At 72.2% G+C, this 19,573-nt stretch carries 15 protein-coding genes and 1 pseudogene; 10 read left to right on the forward strand and 6 right to left on the reverse strand.

All coding sequences use genetic code 11. The features are described from left to right. Positions 1-68: 68 nt before the first annotated feature. From AB8735_RS22335 to AB8735_RS22345, 3 genes are all read right to left on the reverse strand, one after another. Complete coding sequence (locus AB8735_RS22335; protein ID WP_372408922.1) at positions 69-395, reverse strand: hypothetical protein; 327 nt, start codon at positions 393-395, stop codon at positions 69-71. A 164-nt stretch (positions 396-559) separates the two neighbouring features. Then, positions 560-1,318 (reverse strand): putative protein N(5)-glutamine methyltransferase, encoded by a 759-nt coding sequence (locus AB8735_RS22340; RefSeq protein WP_372408924.1) that lies wholly within the window; start codon positions 1,316-1,318, stop codon positions 560-562. Between the two features lie 147 nt (positions 1,319-1,465). Next, the gene (locus tag AB8735_RS22345) at positions 1,466-1,915 is read right to left on the reverse strand and encodes a MarR family winged helix-turn-helix transcriptional regulator (RefSeq protein ID WP_372408925.1); all 450 of its coding nucleotides are present in this window, start codon (positions 1,913-1,915) and stop codon (positions 1,466-1,468) included. A 73-nt stretch (positions 1,916-1,988) separates the two neighbouring features. Between AB8735_RS22345 and AB8735_RS22350 the strand changes: the two genes are divergently transcribed. The 3 genes from AB8735_RS22350 (at position 1,989) to AB8735_RS22360 (ending at position 4,232) form a co-directional block, all read left to right on the forward strand. Further along, positions 1,989-2,318 (forward strand): multidrug efflux SMR transporter, encoded by a 330-nt coding sequence (locus AB8735_RS22350; protein WP_344025808.1) that lies wholly within the window; start codon positions 1,989-1,991, stop codon positions 2,316-2,318. 31 nt (positions 2,319-2,349) lie between these two features. Next, the gene (locus AB8735_RS22355) at positions 2,350-2,670 is read left to right on the forward strand and encodes a multidrug efflux SMR transporter (RefSeq protein WP_344025806.1); all 321 of its coding nucleotides are present in this window, start codon (positions 2,350-2,352) and stop codon (positions 2,668-2,670) included. A gap of 122 nt (positions 2,671-2,792) precedes the next feature. Continuing rightward, complete coding sequence (locus AB8735_RS22360) at positions 2,793-4,232, forward strand: amino acid permease (protein WP_372408927.1); 1,440 nt, start codon at positions 2,793-2,795, stop codon at positions 4,230-4,232. A gap of 59 nt (positions 4,233-4,291) precedes the next feature. Here AB8735_RS22360 and AB8735_RS22365 read toward each other — a convergent pair whose 3' ends face one another. From AB8735_RS22365 to serC, 3 genes are all read right to left on the reverse strand, one after another. Further along, positions 4,292-6,310, reverse strand: a complete 2,019-nt coding sequence (locus AB8735_RS22365; protein WP_372408929.1) for a hypothetical protein — start codon at positions 6,308-6,310, stop codon at positions 4,292-4,294. 292 nt (positions 6,311-6,602) lie between these two features. Continuing rightward, the gene (locus AB8735_RS22370) at positions 6,603-7,130 is read right to left on the reverse strand and encodes a DinB family protein (protein ID WP_372408931.1); all 528 of its coding nucleotides are present in this window, start codon (positions 7,128-7,130) and stop codon (positions 6,603-6,605) included. A 59-nt stretch (positions 7,131-7,189) separates the two neighbouring features. Continuing rightward, positions 7,190-8,308, reverse strand: a complete 1,119-nt coding sequence (serC, locus tag AB8735_RS22375) for a phosphoserine transaminase (RefSeq protein ID WP_372408932.1) — start codon at positions 8,306-8,308, stop codon at positions 7,190-7,192. A 94-nt stretch (positions 8,309-8,402) separates the two neighbouring features. Between serC and AB8735_RS22380 the strand changes: the two are divergent. From AB8735_RS22380 to AB8735_RS22410, 7 genes and pseudogenes are all read left to right on the forward strand, one after another. Then, positions 8,403-11,289, forward strand: a pseudogene (locus AB8735_RS22380) (FAD-binding and (Fe-S)-binding domain-containing protein). 583 nt (positions 11,290-11,872) lie between these two features. After that, on the forward strand, positions 11,873-13,537 hold the full coding sequence (locus AB8735_RS22385) for an acyclic terpene utilization AtuA family protein (protein ID WP_372408933.1): 1,665 nt from the start codon (positions 11,873-11,875) through the stop codon (positions 13,535-13,537). Continuing rightward, on the forward strand, positions 13,534-15,132 hold the full coding sequence (locus AB8735_RS22390) for an acyl-CoA carboxylase subunit beta (protein ID WP_372408935.1): 1,599 nt from the start codon (positions 13,534-13,536) through the stop codon (positions 15,130-15,132). Before AB8735_RS22385 ends, AB8735_RS22390 begins: the two co-directional genes overlap by 4 nt. A 31-nt stretch (positions 15,133-15,163) precedes the next feature. After that, positions 15,164-17,146 (forward strand): biotin carboxylase N-terminal domain-containing protein, encoded by a 1,983-nt coding sequence (locus AB8735_RS22395; RefSeq protein ID WP_372408937.1) that lies wholly within the window; start codon positions 15,164-15,166, stop codon positions 17,144-17,146. Continuing rightward, positions 17,143-18,246 (forward strand): acyl-CoA dehydrogenase family protein, encoded by a 1,104-nt coding sequence (locus tag AB8735_RS22400; RefSeq protein WP_372408938.1) that lies wholly within the window; start codon positions 17,143-17,145, stop codon positions 18,244-18,246. Before AB8735_RS22395 ends, AB8735_RS22400 begins: the two co-directional genes overlap by 4 nt. 27 nt (positions 18,247-18,273) lie before the next feature. Next, positions 18,274-18,978, forward strand: coding sequence for an enoyl-CoA hydratase family protein (locus AB8735_RS22405; protein ID WP_372408939.1), 705 nt, complete (start codon positions 18,274-18,276; stop codon positions 18,976-18,978). Continuing rightward, positions 18,966-19,571, forward strand: coding sequence for a TetR/AcrR family transcriptional regulator (locus AB8735_RS22410; RefSeq protein ID WP_344025785.1), 606 nt, complete (start codon positions 18,966-18,968; stop codon positions 19,569-19,571). Before AB8735_RS22405 ends, AB8735_RS22410 begins: the two co-directional genes overlap by 13 nt. Positions 19,572-19,573 lie beyond the last annotated feature (2 nt).

A 19,573-nucleotide genomic window follows, 5' to 3' on the forward strand; every position in this document is an offset into this window, starting at 1 on the left:
GGTCTAGGGCCGATGGCGGAGGGGGACGTAGGCGGCGAAACGGCGGGTTCCGCAGGTGCGGCGCCCGGTCAGCGGACGGTGAACTTCACGGACAGCGGCGGCCTTCCGAAGATGGCGTTCTGCCTCGGCCCCAGGCTCAGTACGGACGACTGGCAGGAATCGTCGCGGTAGAGCGTCGCGATCCTGTCCGTTCCATTGGTCGCGCCGGTCGCCCCACTGTTCAGGGTGAAGCAGGAGTCGTCGGCGGGGTTGTTCAGCTCGAACTCGACGCCGCTGCCCGTGGTGTAGGTGAACGTGCCGGTCGCCGCCTGACTGCTGGTGGCGAGACCCGTCACCAGCACGGCGGCCGTGCCGATGACCAGAGCTGCTCTTCCTGCCCGATCGAACGCGCGCATGGGGTTCTCCTTCGCCGATCGGGGCACCCGACAGTGCCCAACGGAACGTCCTGAAAGGTCAGTTTCCAGGAGGGAGAATCCGCCTTGCGGGGGCTTGTCCGTAAGGCCCGTGACGGCAAACCACTCCGATGAGTGAAGGGTTGCCGTCCGGGCCCACTCTCCCGTCAACGGCGGCCCGGGCGCACCCCGATCACCACATGCGCGTCCAGTTCCTCGTCCCGCACCAGCCGCGGAACCAGGCCCGCGCCCGCGAACACCGCCATCGCCCGCACCGCTTGGCGCTCGCTCGTCTCGACGAGGAGGGAGCCGCCGGGCGCGAGCCAGGAGCGGGCGCCCGCCGCCACCCGTCGCTGGACGTCCAGTCCGTCCGCCCCGCCGTCGAGGGTGACGAGCGGCTCGTGGTCCCGGGCCTCGGGCGGGAGCAGGGGGATTTCGGAGGTGGGGACGTACGGGGTGTTGGCGACGAGGACGTCGACGCGGCCCGCGTCCTGGAGATTGAGCCGGGCGCACCGGACCGCCGGCGGTTCGATGTCGGCGGCGTGCAGGTCGAGGCCGGTCACCGTGGCGGCCAGGGCCGTGGCGACGGCGCCGGAGCCGCAGCAGAGGTCGACGACGACGGAACCGGGGCGGGCGAGCGCGGCGGCCCGGTCGGCCAGGAACTCCGTCCGGCGGCGGGGGACGAAGACCCCGGGGACGACGGTGATGCGCAGCCCGTGGAACGCGGCCCAGCCGAGGACGAGTTCGAGGGGTTCGCCGGCGCAGCGCCGACGGGCCATCGCGTCGAGTTCGTCCGGTGTGCGCGCGGTCGAGAGGAGCAGCTCCGCCTCGTCCTCGGCGAAGACGCAGCCGGCGGCGCGCAGCCTGGTGACGAGGGGGGAGGAGAAGGATGCCGAGAGGGAGTTGGAGACGGAGGTAACCGACATGAGGGCCTTTCAGAATGTCCGAAGGGCGCTCTCTGGGGTCACTTATGACGAAGCGACCGTATAGGTGTGAGGTGAGAGCACCCGTCCTGCCGTAGCGGTAATGGGACTCACCTCCTAGGTCGTTCACTGTCCCGGAACAGCGTCACCTTACCCGAGGTTTCCGCCCAGTGCCTCGCGGAGGGCGGCCACCGCCGTTCCCTCCGGTGCGGCTTCCAGTGCCGCGCCGAGCGTGGCCTCGTACGTGGCCGTGGCCGCCGCGTGGCGGGCGCGGCCCTCGTCCTTGAGGACGGTGTAGACGCCGCGTTTGTCGTCCTCGCACACGTCGCGATAGGTGAAGCCGGCCGTGTTGAGGCGGCCGACGAGGCGGGTCACCGAGCTCTGGTTGAGGCCCAGCCCGTCGGCGAGTTCCTGCATGCGCAGCTCGTTGCGGGGGGCGGTGGCGAGGAGGCCCAGGGCGCGGTACTCGGAGAGGCCGAGGCCGTGGTGGCGCTGGAGGGCGGTGCTCAGGCGGTGCTCGACGTGGGCGTGCAGGGCGAGGAGGCGGTGCCACATGCGGGCGTCGGCGGAGGGCGCGGAGGCCGTCTGGTGTGTTGACACAGGTTATTTGTACATGCATGCTTCTCGGGTCGCAAAGAACATGCACATACATACAAATAACTGGGGGGCCGTCATGGCCTGGATCTACCTGCTCATCGCCTCCGTCTTCGAGGTCGTCTTCGCCCTCGCCACCAATGCGACCCATGGCTTCACGGAGCTGTGGCCGTCGCTGCTCACCGCCGGTGCCGCGGCCGGCGGGATCTTCTTCCTGAGCCTCGCCCTCAAGACGCTGGACGTGGGCGTCGGTTACACGGTCTGGACCGGCATCGGCTCGGTCGGGACCGTGGTCCTGGGGTCCGTGATCTTCCACGAGTCGATGAACGCGGGGAAGGCCGTCGCCTTTGTGCTGATCATCGGCGGGGTGCTGGGGCTCAAGCTGTCCGACCGCTCCGCCACTGCCTGAAATCCGCCACTGCCTGAAAGGGGCCTGTGTCATGGCATGGATCTACCTCGGCGTCGCCATCGTCTTCGAGATCGCCTTCGCGCTCGGCACCAACGCCACCAAGGGCTTCACCAAGCTCTGGCCCTCCGTTCTCACCGTGCTCGCCGCCGCCGGCGGGATCTTCACCCTCAGCCGGGCGCTCACCACGCTCGACGTGGGCGTCGGCTACACGATCTGGACGGGCCTCGGCTCGGTCGGGACCGTCGTCCTCGGGGCGGTGATCTACAAGGAGAGGATCACCCTGCCCAAGCTGCTCTCCTTCGCCGCGATCATCGCCGGGGCCGTCACGCTCAAGCTCGCCGCCGGGGTGTGAGGGAGGGAAGGGGGAGGGAACCCGGCATGTGACGAAGATCCGAAAGCACTTGTGGACGGCCGAAAGCGGTACCTAGGGTCGCGAGATTGAAATCTTGAGATCTTCGAGAAGGGTTCTGTTGCATGCGGCCACCGACAGCGCGGGGGACGAAGCCGGGCGACGCACCGGCTACGCAAAGCGGCGGGGAGGGAGGGGAGGGGGCCGAGGGGTCCGAGGGGTACAAACGGGGGCTCGGTACCCGGCAGATCCAGATGATCGCCATCGGCGGCACGATCGGCACGGGACTGTTCCTGGGGGCGGGAACCGCGATATCCCAGGCCGGGCCCAGCCTGATCATCTGGTACGCGGTGGCCGGACTCGTGCTCCTCCTCGTCATGCGCGCGCTGGGCGAACTCCTCACCCACCGGCCCGTTTCGGGAAGTTTCGCGGAGTACGCCCGGGAGTATCTGGGGCCCTTCTGGGGGTACGCCACCGCCTGGACCTACTGGATCATGTGGGTCACCACGGGCATGGCCGAGATCACCGCGGCCGGGCAGTATGTGAAGTACTGGTTCCCCGGGGTCGCCCAGTGGCAGACGGCGCTGGTCTCGCTGGTCGTCCTGCTCGCCGTCAACATGATCTCGGTGAAGGCCTTCGGCGAGCTGGAGTTCTGGTTCGCGCTGATCAAGGTCGTGGCGATCGTCGGCATGATCCTGGTCGGGGTGGGCGTGCTGGTGATCGGCTTCGGCGACGTGGGGGACACGGCGTCCGTCACGCACCTGTGGAAGGACGGCGGCATCGCGCCGAACGGCGTCCACGACTCGCTGATGACCCTCCAGATCGTGCTCTTCGCCTATCTGGGCGTCGAGTTGGTCGGGGTGACGGCGGGCGAGGCGGAGGACCCGAAGCGGAACATCCCGCGGGCGATCAACAGCCTTCCGCTGCGGTTCGGGCTCTTCTACATCGGCACGCTGATCGTGATCCTCTCCGTGGTGAGCTGGACCGAATTCCACCCGGGCGTCAGCCCGTTCGTGGCCGCCTTCGCGAAGATCGGCATTCCGGCGGCGGCCGGGATCGTCAACTTCATCGTCCTGACCTCGGCGTTGTCCTCCTGCAACGCGGGAGGTCTCTACTCGACGGCCCGCATGCTGCGGACGGCGTCCGTCAACGGGCACGCGCCGGCGGCGCTGGCCAGGCTGACCCCGCGCGGGGTCCCGGCGGCGGCGCTCTGCGTCTCCGCGGTGACGATGGGACTCGGCGTTCTGCTCAACGCCCTCGATCCCGAGCACGCGTTCGCCTACATCACCTCGGTGTCCACGGGCGGGGCGATCATGGTGTGGAGCGTGATCCTGGTGACGCACATGCGGTACCGGAAGGCGGTGGCCGCGGGGGCGGCGGAGGCGTCCTCCTACCGGATGCCGGGGGCTCCGTACACGAATGTGGTGGCGTTGGCGTTCTTCGCCCTGGTGACCGTGTTGATCGCGTGGAGCGCGGATACGCGGGTGGCGCTGTATGTGATGGGTGTGTGGGTTGTGCTGCTGGTGCTGGGGTGGGCGGTGCTGCGGAGGCGGCGCGTGGCGTAACCCCGTGCCGGGGAGGGGCGGATGAGTCCGTCCCGTCCCTCCCCGGGGCGTCGGTGCCGTCAGCCCCGCCGGTCCCGTGCCAGCTCGTCGAAGAGCCGGTCCCGGTCGCGCTCCGGGTTGTGGAACACCTCCTTCGCCGGGAAGTTCTCCTGCTGCAGCTTCCGGACCTCCTGCTCCGACAGGGCGGTCCGGCCCTCGCGGGACAGGGCCGTCCGCACCTCGGCGAGCTTGTCCGCCTTCATCCTGTTCCAGCGCGCCTGGCGGCGGGTGAGCTCCGGCTGCTCCCAGACCCGGGCGCCGCTCGCCCGGAACTCGTCATCGCCGATCTTGCCGATCAGCTTGTCCAGGTACGGCTTCACGCTGTGCTCGACGAACGCGTCGGTGAAGGCGTCGAAGGCCACCTTCCCGTCCTTGCCCGGCTTGAGCGTCGCGGCGAAGGCGCCGGTGGCGGCCCTGGCGATCTGCTGCTCGTACACCGCGGCCCGGGCGTCCTGCTGCTCCCACACCTTGGCGTTGATCTTCTTCTTCAGCGCGTACTCGTGCTTCTCGATGCGCAGCTTCTCCTCCGGCGAGGAGGCGCGGGCCTTGGACCGGGCGGCGATCCGCGCGACGGCCTCCTTCTTGGACTGGGCCCACTTCTTCAGGGTCTTCACGTCCGAGGTGAGGACGCTGTCGAACTTCTTGTTCAGCTGGGGGAACAACTGCTGCAGGGCCTGACCCTCAAGGTGGTTCCGCCACTGCGCGTCGCGATGCTCCACCAGGTCCTTGACGGCGCTGCCCCACTGCTTCCGGTCGTGGTCCAGCTGCTCCTGCTGCTTGAACCACCCGGTGATCTCGCCGTAGACGATCTGCGCCAATTGCTCGGCGAGCAAGGCGGGTTCGAGGAGGGGGACGAGCTCCGGCTGGGCGACCATGGCGACCTGGAGGCCCTCGGCGACCGTGTCGAAGGCGAGGTTCCCGTAGTCGCCGGCCTTGGCGTCCTCGGCGATGGCGTAGCCGGTCGCGGCGATCCCCACGTACGGGAGCGCCTTCGCGCCCAGCTCGGCGGTGCGGCCGGCCCGGCGGGCGACCTTCGCGAGGAGGCCGGTGTCCGTGCTGAGCCCGTGCACGGCTTGGAGGTCGCGGCCGAACGCCTCGGTGACCCGGGTGGAGAACGCCTCGAAGTCCTTCGCGCCGAGCTCGCCGGCCGCGGCGTCGTTGAGGACCGCGTTGGTCTCGCGCAGGGGCGACAGCAGGGACTTGGGGTTCTTCTCGAACTCGTCCAGGGTGGTGACGTATTCGACGTCGTCGCCGTGCGCCTTCAGGCGCTCGCGGTGCTTGCCGGCGATCTCGGCGGTGTCCTTCGCGCCGATGTCGCAGAGTTCGGCGGAACGCCGGACCCTTCCGGTGCCGCTGCCCGTGGCGCACAGTTCGGAGGCGCTCGCGATCTCGTACGGGGCGGGGTTGGCCGCCTTGGCGTCGCCCGGGCGGTAACCGCTGTTGGTCTCCAGGCGTCGGAAGTCCGGCTCGGGCAGGCCGTTGACCATCTTCACCGGCACGGCATACTGCACCAGCTCCGGCCGGATCGAGCCGCGCGCCGCCCATTCGGCCTGGTAGCCGTAGTACTTCAGGGTCTGCTTGGCGGCGTTCGCGATCTCCGCGTTCCTGCTCTTGGCCGCGCGTTCCAGGCTGGTGCGGACGTTGTGGAAGGTGTGGTCGGGCTGGACGACGTAGATCCAGCCCTCTCCGCCGGTGGCCTTCAGGTCGAGCTTCAGACGGCCCGCGTAGTTGGTGACGTACTCCGTGCCGGTGGAGGTGGAGACGAAGTTGGTGGTGCCCTTGAGCGGGCCGTTCGCCTGCAGGGTGCTGCGGCCGTTGATGTGGTCGAGCAGATTGTTGTTCGTTCCCGCGCCGGGCACCTTGAAGCCCTCCGCGAAGACCTCCGACGGCGGACGGCTGTCGACCCGGTACACACAGGTCGGCGCGCCGGTGTCGGCAGCGCAGGCGATCTTGCCGGCGCCGCCCGCCGGGCCGCCGCCCGCCGCGAAGGCCTCGCCCGCCAGGGGCGACATCACCCCCACCGCGGTGGCTATCACCACGGCGTGCCTCAGCGCCCACCCCGTCCTGCGTCTTCCCTGCCTCAGGCTTACCTGCATCAGGCTTCCCTGCCCCGGGCTTTCGTGCCCCGGGCTTTCCTGCCTCGCCATGTGCGACTCCGCCTCTCGGTCCGCCGGGGCGCAGGGGCGCGGCCCGGCTTCACCGAGATCCTCGAATGCGGGGACGGCGCACACAGGCGGCAAAGGTCCCATCGGTGTCGTCCGGAGGCCCGACTTGGCCGGTACCTGCGTACCTAACCGGGCAAAACGGGCGAGGGTGTCGCCTCCCGGGGGCTCACATTCCCGTGACCCCGTCGATGCGCTCGCGGAGCAGATCCGCATGGCCGTTGTGCCGCGCGTACTCCTCGATCAGATGGATCAGGACCCAGCGCAGCGAGACGCTCTCGCCGAGGAAGTCGGAGATCGGGGGCCGGAGTCTGTCGCACGAGTGGTCCAGGGGCACGTCGGCGGTCAGCGCGCGGCCCGCCTCGATCTCGGCGCGCCAGTCCGCCAGGGCCTCGTCCAGGCCGCGGTCGGGGTTGAGGCCGAAGCCGTCCTGCCCGGCGTCCTCGTAGACCGCCGGTGCGTCGCGGCCGGCGAACACCCGCTGGTACCAGTTCCGTTCGACCGCGGCCATGTGCTGGACGAGGCCCAGCAGCGTCATCGTGGAGGGTGGCACCGAGGCCCGGCGGAGCTGGGCGTCGTCGAGGCCGCGGCATTTGGCCTCCAGCGTCGCACGGTGGAAGTCGAGCCAGCTCTCCAGTGCTTCGCGCTCGCCGGCGTGCGGGGGCGGGACGGGACGGCCGTCCGGAGTCGTCTTCATGCCCGCCACCCTGGCACGCGCCACTGACAACGGCGCTCGATTACAACCGGGGCGCTCGGTTACAACCGGCCGATGACGTAGTCCACGCAGGCCGTCAGCGCCTCGACGTCCGCCGGGTCGATCGCCGGGAACATCGCGATCCGCAGCTGGTTGCGGCCCAGCTTGCGGTACGGCTCGGTGTCCACGATGCCGTTCGCGCGCAGGACCTTGGCGACTGCCGCCGCGTCCACGCTGTCCACGAAGTCGATCGTGCCGATGACCTGGGACCGCTTGGCCGGGTCCGTGACGAACGGGGCGGCGTGCTCGGACGCCTCGGCCCAGCCGTAGAGCGCGCGGGCGGAGGCCGCCGTGCGGCGGACCGCGAAGTCCAGGCCGCCCTGGCCGTTGAGCCACTCCAGCTGCTCGTTGAGCAGGAACAGGGTGGAGAGGGCCGGGGTGTTGTACGTCTGGTTCTTGAGGGAGTTGTCGATCGCGGTCGGCAGGGAGAAGAACTCCGGAATGTGCCGGCCCGAGGCGTGGACGCGGGCGGCCCGCTCCAGGGCGGCCGGGGAGAAGACCCCGATCCATAGGCCGCCGTCCGAGGCGAAGGACTTCTGCGGCGCGAAGTAGTAGACGTCCGTCTCGCGGATGTCCACGGGCAGGCCGCCCGCGCCGGACGTGGCGTCGACCAGGACGAGCGACTCCTGGTCCGCGCCCTCCACGCGCCGGATGGGCATGGCGACGCCGGTGGACGTCTCGTTGTGGGTGAGCGCGTAGACGTCCGTGCCCTGCTCGGCCTTGGCCTCCGGGTGGGTGCCGGGGTCGGCGGCGATGATCGTCGGCTCGTCCAGCCAGGGGGCCTGGCTCGCGGCCTTGGCGAACTTCGACGAGAACTCGCCGAACGTCAGGTGCTGCGACTTGGCCTCGATCAGGCCGTGCGTGGCGATGTCCCAGAACGCGGTGGAGCCGCCGTTGCCGAGGATCACCTCGTAGCCCTCGGGGAGGGAGAAGAGGGAGCGGATGCCGCCCCGTACCGAGCCGACCAGGTTCTTCACCGGGGCCTGGCGGTGGGACGTGCCGAGGAGGGAACTTCCGGTGGCCGCGAGGGCGGCCAGCGCCTCCGTGCGCACCTTGGACGGGCCGGCGCCGAAACGACCGTCGGCGGGCTTGAGGTCGGCGGGGATCTGGATGTCAGCCACGAGAGGCAGCCTAATCCGTCGACGGGGCCCGTGGGGCGTGATGTCCATCCGATGAGACGTGCGTTCGGGCAGGCTGGGACGCATGGTTGGGCACATGGGCGGACACGTGGATGATCGCCGCGAAGGGGTGCACGAAGGGGTGCACGAGGAGCTGCGCAGGGCGCTCGATCCGGCCGTGCGCGGGACGGTGGACTTCTCGCCCGCCGGCCGCGCGCTGGTGACCATGGACGCCTCCAACTACCGCCGCGTACCGCTGGGCGTCGTCGCGCCACGGGACGCGGACGACGTCGCCGCCGCGCTCGCCGTCTGCCGCGAGCACGGCGTCCCGGTCACCCCGCGGGGCGGCGGGACCTCGATCGCCGGGCAGGCGACGGGGGAGGGTGTCGTCCTCGACTTCACCCGGTACATGAACGCCGTGACCGGGATCGACCCGCGGGAGCGGACGGCCGTCGTCCAGCCCGGGGCCGTCCTCGACGACCTGCGGGCCGCGGCCGCCGCACACGGGCTGGCCTTCGGCCCCGACCCGTCGACGCACGGCCGGTGCACGCTCGGAGGGATGATCGGCAACAACGCCTGCGGGGCGCACTCCGTCGCCTGGGGGACGACCGCCGACAACGTACGCGGCCTGGATGTCGTCACCTACGCCGGGGAGCGCGCACGGCTCGGGCAAGGGGGTGGAAGGACTCCCGCCACGGCTCGCGGACGGTCTCCGCGCGCTGGCCGACGGCCACTTGGCCCTCCTGCGCACCGGCTTCCCCGTCCTGCCCCGGCGCATCTCCGGCTATGCGCTGGACGCGCTGCTGCCCGAGCGGGGCAGGGACGTGGCGCGGGCGTTCACGGGGAGCGAGGGAACACTCGGGGTGGTGACCGGGGCGACCGTACGCCTGGTCGAGCTGCCACGCGCCCGGGCTCTGGCGGTCCTCGGCTTCGCGGACGAGGGCGAGGCCGCCGACGCGGCCGCGGCGCTGCTCGTCCACGGCCCGCTGACCGTCGAGGGCATGGCCGCCGACCTCGTCGGGGACGCCGCGGCAGGGGATCTCGCGGGGGATCTCCCGGCCGGTGCGGCCTGGCTGTTCGTGGAGACCGGCGGGGCGACGGAGGCCGAGGCCGCCGCGCGAGCGGGGGCGGTGTGCCGGTCCCACGACGGGCCCTCCCGCGTCGTGACCCGCCCGGGGGAGCAACGCGCCCTGTGGCGGCTCCGGGAGGACGCGGCCGGGACGGCGACCCGGCTGCCGGACGGCGGCGAGGCCTGGCCGGGCTGGGAGGACTGCGCCGTCCCGCCGGAGCGCCTCGGCGCGTATCTGCGCGCCTTCCGGGAACTGCTCGCCGCACACGGCCTGCGGGGCGCGCCGTACGGGCACTTCGGCGAGGGCTGCGTCCATGTCCGCATCGACTTCGACCTGACCAGCGGGGAGGGCGTGCGCCGCTACCGGCGGTTCTCGGGCGAACTGGCCGATCTGGTCGTCGCGCACGGCGGGTCCTTGTCGGGGGAGCACGGGGACGGACAGGCGCGGGCGGAACTGCTGCCCCGGATGTACGGGCCCGAACTCGTCGCGCTCTTCGGCCGGTTCAAGGACCTGTGGGACCCGGACGCCGGGCTCAACCCGGGGATGCTCGTCCGCCCGTACCGGCTGGACGAGAACCTGCGGTTCGACGTGCTCCCACGCCGTCCCGTGGACGTCGAGTTCGGATACCCGGACGACGGAGGGGACTTCGGGACGGCCGTGCGGCGGTGCGTGGGCGTCGCGAAGTGCCGCGAGACCGCCCGGCCCGGTGCGGGGGTCATGTGTCCCTCGTACCGGGTGACCCGCGAGGAGCGGCACTCCACGCGGGGCCGCGCCCGCCTGTTGCACGAGATGCTCGCGGGGGAGGTGGTGACGGACGGCTGGCGGTCGGAGGAGGTGCGGGAGGCGCTGGACCTGTGCCTGTCGTGCAAGGGCTGCCGGAGCGACTGCCCGGTGGGAGTCGACATGGCCACCTACAAGGCGGAGTTCCTGAACCGGTACTACGCGGGGCGGCTGCGGCCGGCCGCGCACTACGCGCTGGGCGGGCTGCCGGTGTGGCTGCGGGCGGTGGCGGCGGTGCGGGCGGCGCCGCTGGTCAATGCGGCCGCTTCCGCGGGGGTGTTGGCGGGTGCGGGGAAGCGGCTGGCCGGGGTTGCGCCGGAGCGCGGGATTCCGGAGCTGGCGCGGGAGCCGTTCAGCCGCTGGTTCGCGCGGAGGCCGCCGCATGCCGCCCCGGAAGCCCCCGACGTCCCGGAAGCCCCCGACGCCCCGGACGTGGTCCTGTGGCCGGACACCTTCACCGAACACTTCGCGCCGTCGGTCGGCCGGGCGGCTGTACGGGTCCTGGAGGCGGCGGGACGGCGTCCCGTCCTGCCCGGCAGCGGCGTTTGCTGCGGGCTGACCTGGGTCTCCACGGGCCGCCTGGACCGCGCCCGGACGGTGATGCGCCGCACCCTCGACCGCGTCGCCCCCCTCCTCGGCGACGGCCGCCCGCTCGTCGTCCTCGAACCGAGCTGCGCGGCCACGCTGCGGACGGATCTCCCGGAGCTTCTGCACGAGGACCCGCGCGCCCGTCAACTTTCCGTGTCCGTACGGACATTCGCCCAGTACCTGGAAGAGTTTGCTCCGGACTGGGAGCCGCCGCGCATCGACCGTCCGGTCGTCGGACAGACGCACTGCCATCAGCACGCGGTGCTCGGCGATGCGGCGGAGCGACGGTTGCGGGAGAGGGCCGGGCTGGCCGGGGAGCTGAGCGGCGGGTGCTGCGGTCTCGCGGGCAACTTCGGCTTTGAACAGGGACATTACGAGGTTTCGGTGGCCTGCGCGGAGGAGCAGCTGCTGCCGTCGCTGAGGGAGGGCCCGGGGAAGCTCGTCCTGGCCGACGGGTTCTCGTGCCGGACGCAGATCGGGCAGTTGGCGGGGCGGCGGGCCCGGCATCTGGCGGAGGTGCTGGGGGAGGGGGTGGGGCGGGGGTGAAGCGTGGGGGCTGTCCCTGTGGTGTGCCGGGTGGCGGGTCCGGTACGGTGAGGCGCAGAAGGGCCTCCGCTCGGAGCCGGGAGATTGACAAAACTGCGAGCGGGGGAAGAAGTGGCCCCCGCCCGGAGCTGGGAACTGCGGACGAGGGCCGGAAGGCCTCAAGGGCCTGGGGCTGAGCCTCGCTAGTGGGGGCTCAGCCCTTGGTCAGTCCCTGAACCATTTCCCCAGCTTGCGCGCGATGCTGACCAGACGGTCCTCACAGCGCTGCCAGATCGACGGCTTCGGCTTTCCATGTTTCCCCATGGGGCACCTCCCCTTCAGCTGACCGCCGAGATTCCCGGTCGACGGCCATCTTTGGTTCGGGCCGGGCCCCGACGGCCGGGGTCCGGATGCGATCCTGGAAGGGGAGGTGCTCCACATGAGGGGAGGCGCCACCAGCAAGGTGGGCCGGGCACAAGCTATCCCGGCAACTGCCCACCTCGTGACGTGATTTGCCGACAAATCGGCCCTAGTCGGTCGTCAGTTAACCGGAAAGAACGCAAGCACGCTTGCATGTTCGGATGACCCCTGCCACGCTCCCACCGTGCTGAGGATCGGCAACGCCTCGGGTTTCTACGGTGATCGCTTCGACGCGATGGAGGAGATGCTCACCGGTGGGCCGCTCGATGTGCTCACCGGCGACTATCTCGCCGAGTTGACCATGCTCATCCTCGGGAGGGAACGGAGCAGGGATCCCGACCGGGGCTACGCGCGCACCTTCCTGCGGCAGTTGGAGAAGAACCTCGCCCTGGCGAAGAACGCCGGAGTGCGGATCGTCGCCAACGCCGGCGGTCTGAACCCCGCACGACTCGCCCGCGAGATCGAGGAGTTGGGCACTCCCGCCAAGGTCGGGTACGTCACCGGCGACGACCTGCTGGGCGACCGGGACTGGGGCCCCGGGGCCGTCACCGCCAACGCCTACCTCGGCGGCGGCGGGATCGCCGCCTGTCTGCGTGCCGGGGCCGACGTCGTCGTGACCGGGCGGGTCACGGACGCGGCGTTGGTCAGCGGGGCGGCGGCCGCGCACTACGGCTGGGGCCCGGGGGACCTGGACGCGCTCGCCGGGGCCGTCGTCGCGGGGCATGTGCTGGAGTGCGGGGCCCAGGCCACCGGCGGGAACTACGCGTTCTTCGGGGAACACGACGTACGGCGGCCCGGCTTCCCCCTCGCCGAGGTCCACGCCGACGGGAGTTCGGTGATCACCAAGCATCCGGGGACCGGGGGCGCGGTGACCCCCGGGACCGTCACCGCCCAACTGCTGTACGAGACCGAGGGGGCGCGCTACCTCGGGCCCGACGTCACCGCCCGGCTCGACACCCTCCGTCTCGCCCCCGACGGGCCGGACCGGGTGCGGATCGACGGGGTGCGGGGAGAGCCCCCGCCCGCCACGCTCAAGGTGGGCGTCACCCGGGCCGGAGGCTGGCGCAACGAGATCGTCTTCGTGCTCACGGGGCTGGACATCGTGGCCAAGGCACGGTTGATACAAGCCCAGTTCGAGGACGTACTCGCCGCCCGGCCGCCCGCCCGCGTCCGCTGGACGCTCGCCCGGACCGACCACCGCGACGCCTCCGTCCAGGAGGAGGCGAGCGCCCTGCTGCGGCTGGTCGTGCACGACCCCGACCCGGACGTCGTGGGCCGCGCTCTGAGCGGCGCGGCCGTCGAACTGGCGCTCGCCGGTGTCCCGGGGTTCCACCTCACCGCCCCGCCCGGGCCCGGCAGTCCGTACGGGGTCTTCGAGGCCGCGTACGTGCCGGCCCACGCGGTACGGCACGTCGCCGTGCTGCCGGACGGGACCCGGGTGCCCGTGCCCCCAGCGGTGGGCGGCCCGGGGGAGCCTCTGCCGGAGCCCGCCCTCCCGGAACCCCTCCCCGACGGTCCCGCCCGCCACGCCCCCCTCGGCCGCGTCGCGGGCGCCCGCAGCGGCGACAAGGGAGGCGACGCCAACGTCGGCGTATGGGTCCGGACCGACGACGCCTGGCGGTGGCTGGCGCACGAGCTCACCGTCGAGCGCTTCCGTCAACTGCTCCCCGAAACCGCCGGATTGCCCGTCACCCGGCACGTCCTGCCGAACCTCCGCGCTCTCGACTTCGTCGTCGAAGGGCTGCTCGGGCGCGGCGTCGCCGAGAACGTCCGGTTCGACCCACAGGCCAAGGCCGTGGGCGAGTGGCTGCGCTCCCGTTACGTCGAGATACCCGAGGTGCTGCTGTGACCGTCCTGACCTCGCGGCTCGACACCGCGGGCCCCGACCACGCGGCCCACCGCGCCGCCATGCTCGACAAGCTCGCCGAGATCGAGGCCGCCCACGCGCAGGCGGTGGCCGGGGGCGGGGAGAAGTACACCGCCCGGCACCGGGCGCGCGGCAAGCTGCCGGCCCGCGAGCGGATCGAACTGCTGCTGGACCCGGACACCCCGTTCCTGGAGCTGTCCCCGCTCGCCGCCTGGGGCAGCGAGTACGCCGTGGGGGCCTCGCTGGTCACCGGGATCGGGGTGGTCTCCGGTGTGGAGTGCGTGATCAGCGCCAACGACCCGACCGTGCGCGGCGGGGCGAGCAACCCGTGGACGCTGCGGAAGTCCCTGCGCGCCCATGAGATCGCCCGTGCCAACCGGCTGCCGGTCATCGGCCTCGTCGAGTCCGGCGGCGCGGACCTCACCGGGCAGAGCGAGATCTTCGTGCCCGGCGGGGCGCTGTTCAAGGACCTCACCCGGCTGTCCGCCGCCGGGATCCCCACGATCGCCGTGGTCTTCGGCAACTCCACGGCCGGCGGCGCGTACGTCCCCGGCATGTCCGACCACGTCGTCATGGTCGCCGACCGGGCCAAGGTCTTCCTCGGCGGACCGCCGCTGGTGAAGATGGCCACCGGCGAGGAGGCGGACGACGAGTCGCTCGGCGGGGCCGACATGCACGCCCGGGTCTCCGGCCTCGCCGACCACCACGCCCTGGACGAGCACGACGCCCTGCGGCAGGCGCGCCGCATCGTCGCCCGGCTCAACCACCGCAAACCACAGCCCGATCCGGTCGCCTCCGCGCCGCCCCGCTATGCCGCGGACGAACTGCTCGGCATCGTCCCCGGCGATCTCCGCACCCCCTTCGACCCGCGCGAGGTCGTCGCCCGGATCGTCGACGACTCCGACTTCGACGAGTTCAAACCGCTCTACGGGGCGGGTCTGACGACCGGCTGGGCGCGGCTGCACGGCTATCCGCTGGGCATCCTGGCCAATGCGCAGGGGGTGTTGTTCAGCGAGGAGTCGCAGAAGGCGGCGCAGTTCATCCAACTCGCCAACCAGCGCGACGTCCCGCTGCTGTTCCTGCACAACACCACCGGCTACATGGTCGGCCGGGCCTACGAGCGGGGCGGCATCGTCAAGCACGGCGCCATGATGATCAACGCGGTGTCCAACTCCCGCGTCCCGCACCTGTCGTTGCTGGTGGGCGCGTCGTACGGGGCGGGTCACTACGGCATGTGCGGCCGGGCGTACGACCCCCGGTTCCTCTTCTCCTGGCCGAGCGCCAAGTCCGCGGTGATGGGGCCGCAGCAGCTCGCGGGCGTCCTGTCGATCGTCGCCCGGGCGGCGGCGGAGGCCAAGGGGCGGCCGTACGACGAGGAGGCGGACGCGGCGCTGCGGGCGGCGGTGGAGGGGAAGGTCGAGGCGGAGTCGCTGCCGCTGTTCCTGTCCGGGCGGCTGTACGACGACGGGGTCATCGACCCGCGCGACACCCGGACGGTGCTGGGGATGTGTCTGTCGGCCGTGCACAACGCGCCTGTGGAGGGGGTACGGGGTGGTTTCGGCATCTTCCGGATGTGAGCCGGTTCGTGAGTCGGTCCGTGAACCGGCCGTGATCCGCTCGGTGTTGGTCGCCAATCGGGGCGAGATCGCCCTGCGGGTCTTCCGGACCTGCCGGGAGCTGGGGATCGCGACGGTCGCCGTCCACTCGGACGCCGACGCCCGCGCCCGGCACGTGCGGGAGGCGGACGCGGCCGTCCGGCTGCCGGGCGACGCCCCGGCGGACACCTATCTGCGGGGGGACCTGATCGTCGCGGCCGCCCGCGCGGCCGGCGCGGACGCGGTGCACCCCGGCTATGGATTCCTGTCCGAGGACCCGGAGTTCGCGCGCGCGGTGCGGGCGGCGGGGCTGGTGTGGGTCGGGCCGCCGTCCGGGGCCATGAAGGCGATGGCGTCCAAGACGTGGGCCAAGCGGATCGCGGCGGAGGCCGGGGTGCCGGTGCTGGCCCCGTTCCGCGGCGACGCCGCCGCCGATCTGCCCGTGCTCGTCAAGGCCGCGGCGGGCGGGGGCGGCCGCGGTATGCGGGTCGTGCGCGAACTCGCTCTCCTCGACGGGGCTTTGCAAGTGGCCAGTGCAGAGTCCGCGGCGGCCTTCGGCGACGGCGAGGTGTTCGTCGAGCCGTATGTGGAGGGCGGCCGGCACGTCGAGGTGCAGGTCCTCGCGGACGCGCACGGCACGGTGTGGACGCTGGGCACCCGCGACTGCTCGCTCCAGCGCCGCCACCAGAAGGTGATCGAGGAGGCGCCCGCCCCCGGCCTGCCGGAGGGGCTGGACGACGCGCTGTGCGCGCACGCGGCGGCGCTCGCGAAGGCCGTGGGATACGTCGGCGCCGGGACCGTGGAGTTCCTGCTCGACGGGCGGGGGCGGGCGTGGTTCCTGGAGATGAACACCCGCCTCCAGGTGGAGCACCCGGTGACCGAATGCGTGTACGGCGTCGACCTGGTCGCCCTGCAACTGCGGATCGCGGAGGGCGGCCGGCTCGCGGAGCGCCCGCCGGAGCCCGTGGGTCATGCCGTCGAGGCCCGGCTCTACGCCGAGGACCCCGCCCGTGACTGGCGGCCCTGGACGGGGACGGTGCACGCGCTGGAGGTGCCGGAAGGGGACGGGCTGCGGGTCGACTCGGGCGTCGGCGCGGGCGATGCGGTCGGCCCGCACTACGACGCGCTGCTCGCCAAGGTCGTGGCCCACGCCCCCGACCGCCCCTCCGCCCTGCACCGGCTCGCCCGCGCGCTGGAGCGCGCCCGCGTCCACGGGCCGGTCACCAACCGGGACCTGCTGGTGGGCTCGCTGCGGCACCCGGAGTTCGCGGCGGGGACGGCGGACACCGGCTTCTACGGCCGTCACCTCGCCGAACTCGTCGCTGCGAGAAGCGGATTCGAGAAGTACGCCGCCCTGGCGGCCGCCCTCGCCGATGCCCAGGGCCGGTCCCGCTTCGGCGGCTGGCGCAACGTCCCGTCCGGGCCGCAGGTGAAGCGCTTCCGCGCGCGGCCCGGCGGGGAGGAGCACGAGGTCCGCTACCGGATCGGCCGCGACGGCCTGGAGGGCGTACCGGGCGTGCGCCTGCTGGAGGCGGCGCGGGAGCGTGTGGCACTGGAGATCGACGGGGTGCGACGGCCGTTCGAGATCGCCTTCCACGGCACGTCCGCCGACGTGGACTCCCCGCTCGGATCCTGGTCGTTCACCCTGCTGCCCCGCCTCCCCGAGCCGGCCCCGCGGACCGAACCGGGGTCGCTGCTCGCCCCCATGCCGGGTACCGTCGTGCGGATCGCCGACGGTCTCGCGCCCGGTGACCGGGTCGAGGCCGGTCAAGTCCTGCTGTGGGTGGAGGCGATGAAGATGGAGCACCGCGTCACCGCCCCCGATTCCGGTACTCTCACCGCCCTGCACGCCGCTCCGGGGCGCCGGGTCGCCACCGGGGATCTCCTCGCCGTCGTCGTCCCCCCAGTCACCGTCCCTCCAGCCGTCGTCCCCCATGAGCCAGCCGTCGTCCCCCATGAGCCAGCCGTCGTCCCCCATGAGGAGGCCGCACCATGAGCACCGCCGACACCGAACTCCGTGACCTGCGCGCCGCGGTGGCCGCGCTGGGGGCCCGCGCCGACGGCTCCGAGGAGCTGTGGGCGGAGGCGGGCAAGCTCGGCTACCTGGGCGTCAACCTGCCCGCCGAATACGGCGGAGGAGGCGGCGGGATCACCGAGCTCGCCGTCGTCCTGGAGGAACTCTCCGCCACCGGCAACCCGTTGGTGCTGATGGTGGTCTCGCCCGCCATCTGCGGCACGGTCCTCGCCCGGTTCGGCACCGAGGAGCAGAAACGTACCTGGCTGCCGGGGCTGGCCTCCGGTGCCCTCCGCATGTCCTTCGGGATCACCGAGCCCGAGGCCGGATCCAACTCCCACCGCATCACCACGACCGCCCGCCGGGACGGGGGCGGATGGGTGCTCAACGGCCACAAGGTCTTCATCACCGGGGTGGACACGACCGACGCCACGATGATCGTCGCCCGGACCCGGGAGGGCGGACCGTGCCTCTTCGTCGTGGACCGGGACGCCCCGGGCTTCCGGCGCACCCCGATCCCCATGGAAATACGCGGCGGACTACGGCAGTTCGAGCTCGTCCTGGAGGATGTGCGGCTGCCGGCGAACGCGCTGGTGGGGGACGAGGACGCCGGGCTGCGCCAGCTCTTCGCCGGACTCAACCCGGAGCGGATCATGACGGCCGCGTTCGCGCTGGGCCTCGCCCGGTACGCGCTGGGGCGCGCCGTCGACTACGCCCGCACCCGCGAGGTGTGGGACCGGCCGATCGGCGCGCACCAGGCCCTCGCCCACCCGCTGGCGCAGGCCCACATCGAGATCGAGCTGGCCCGGCTGATGACGGAGCGGGCCGCCCGGCTCTACGACGACGGGGACGACGCGGGGGCGGGCGAGGCCGCGAACATGGCCAAGTACGCGGCCGCCGAGGCCGCCGTCCGCACCGTCGACCAGGCGGTGCACACGCTCGGCGGAAACGGCCTGACGCAGGAGTTCGGGCTGGCCGCGCTGATCACGGCGGTGCGGGTGGCGCGGGTGGCGCCGGTCAGCCGGGAGATGATCCTCAACTACGTCTCGCACCATACGCTCGGCCTGCCCAAGTCCTACTGAGCCCAAGTCCTATTGAAGGGTGCTCCGATGCTCATCCGCCGCACGTACGAGGACGGGGCCCTGGCCCTGGCCCTCGACTCCCCGGCCAACCGCAACGCGCTGTCCGCCCGGCTCGTCGGCGAGCTGCGCGAGGCGCTGGAGGAGGCGGGCAAGGACCCGGCGGTCCGGTTCGTCGTGCTCGGCCACACCGGGACGACGTTCTGCTCCGGCGCGGACCTCACCGAGGCCCCCCCGATGGGCCCGCCCGAACTCGTGCGGCTGCTGCGGACCGTCGTCGAGCTGCCGAAGCCGGTCGTGGCCCGCGTCGACGGACACGTACGGGCGGGCGGACTGGGGCTGTTGGGGGCCTGTGACATCGTGCTGGCGGGGGAGACCTCGTCCTCGTTCGCCTTCACCGAGGCCCGGATCGGGGTCGCCCCCGCGGTGATCTCCCTGACGCTGCTGCCCCGGCTCGATCCGCGGGCGGTGTCGCGGTACTACCTGACCGGGGAGACGTTCGGCGTGCGGGAGGCGGTGCGGATCGGCCTGGTGACGGCGCCGGACGACGCGTCGGGGCCGGTGCTGGAGGGACTGCGCGCGGCCTCGCCGCAGGGGCTGGCCGCGTCGAAGGCGCTGGCGACGGAGGACGTGCGGGCGGCGTTCGCCCGGGACGGGGAGCGGCTCGCGGCGCTGTCGGAGCGGCTGTTCTCCTCGGCGGAGGCGCGGGAGAGGATCGCGGCATGGCGGCGATGACCGACTACCGGCTCGTCCGGGGCGCCGCGACGCGGCGGCGGCTGATGGACGCGGCGGCGGAATGCCTGGCGGAGCTGGGATGGGCGGGTTCGACGGTGGCCGTGGTGGCCACCCGGGCCGGGGTCTCCCGAGGCGCCCTGCAACATCACTTCCCCACCCGGGAGGACCTGTTCACCTCGGCGGTGGAGCATGTCGCGGAGCGCCAGTCGGCGGCGCTGCGGGGGCTGGCCGGGGCGGGCGCGGGGGCCGTGGTCCACGGGATCGTGGACCTCTACACGGGCCCGCTGTTCCGCGCCTCGCTGCATCTGTGGGTCGCGGCGTCGACGGAACCCCAACTCCGGCCGCGCGTCGTGGAGCTGGAGTCCCGCATCGGCCGGGAGGCGCACCGGACGGCGGTGGAGCTGCTGGGGGCGAACGAGTCGGTTCCCGGGGTGCGGGAGGTGGTCCAGGGGTTGCTGGACATGGCGAGGGGGCTGGGGCTGGCGTCCCTGCTGACGGATGACAGGGAGAGGCGGGAGCGGGTGGTTCGGCGGTGGGTGTCGATCGTGGAGGGGGTGCTGGGCGCGGGCGAATCCAGCCCGTCCGGCGTTTGAGG

It is taken from the genome of Streptomyces luteireticuli (assembly GCF_041519305.1).
In the GTDB taxonomy this organism is placed as follows: Bacteria; Actinomycetota; Actinomycetes; order Streptomycetales; family Streptomycetaceae; genus Streptomyces; species Streptomyces luteireticuli.

Excerpts from the sequence above, each read along its gene's own strand:
- AB8735_RS22335 (WP_372408922.1), bottom strand. The coding sequence starts at position 395 with ATGCGCGCGTTCGATCGGGCAGGAAGAGCAGCTCTGGTCATCGGCACG.
- AB8735_RS22340 (WP_372408924.1), bottom strand. The coding sequence starts at position 1,318 with ATGTCGGTTACCTCCGTCTCCAACTCCCTCTCGGCATCCTTCTCCTCC.
- AB8735_RS22350 (WP_344025808.1), top strand. The coding sequence starts at position 1,989 with ATGGCCTGGATCTACCTGCTCATCGCCTCCGTCTTCGAGGTCGTCTTC.
- AB8735_RS22355 (WP_344025806.1), top strand. The coding sequence starts at position 2,350 with ATGGCATGGATCTACCTCGGCGTCGCCATCGTCTTCGAGATCGCCTTC.
- AB8735_RS22360 (WP_372408927.1), top strand. The coding sequence starts at position 2,793 with ATGCGGCCACCGACAGCGCGGGGGACGAAGCCGGGCGACGCACCGGCT.
- AB8735_RS22370 (WP_372408931.1), bottom strand. The coding sequence starts at position 7,130 with ATGAAGACGACTCCGGACGGCCGTCCCGTCCCGCCCCCGCACGCCGGC.
- AB8735_RS22400 (WP_372408938.1), top strand. The coding sequence starts at position 17,143 with ATGAGCACCGCCGACACCGAACTCCGTGACCTGCGCGCCGCGGTGGCC.
- AB8735_RS22405 (WP_372408939.1), top strand. The coding sequence starts at position 18,274 with ATGCTCATCCGCCGCACGTACGAGGACGGGGCCCTGGCCCTGGCCCTC.
- AB8735_RS22410 (WP_344025785.1), top strand. The coding sequence starts at position 18,966 with ATGGCGGCGATGACCGACTACCGGCTCGTCCGGGGCGCCGCGACGCGG.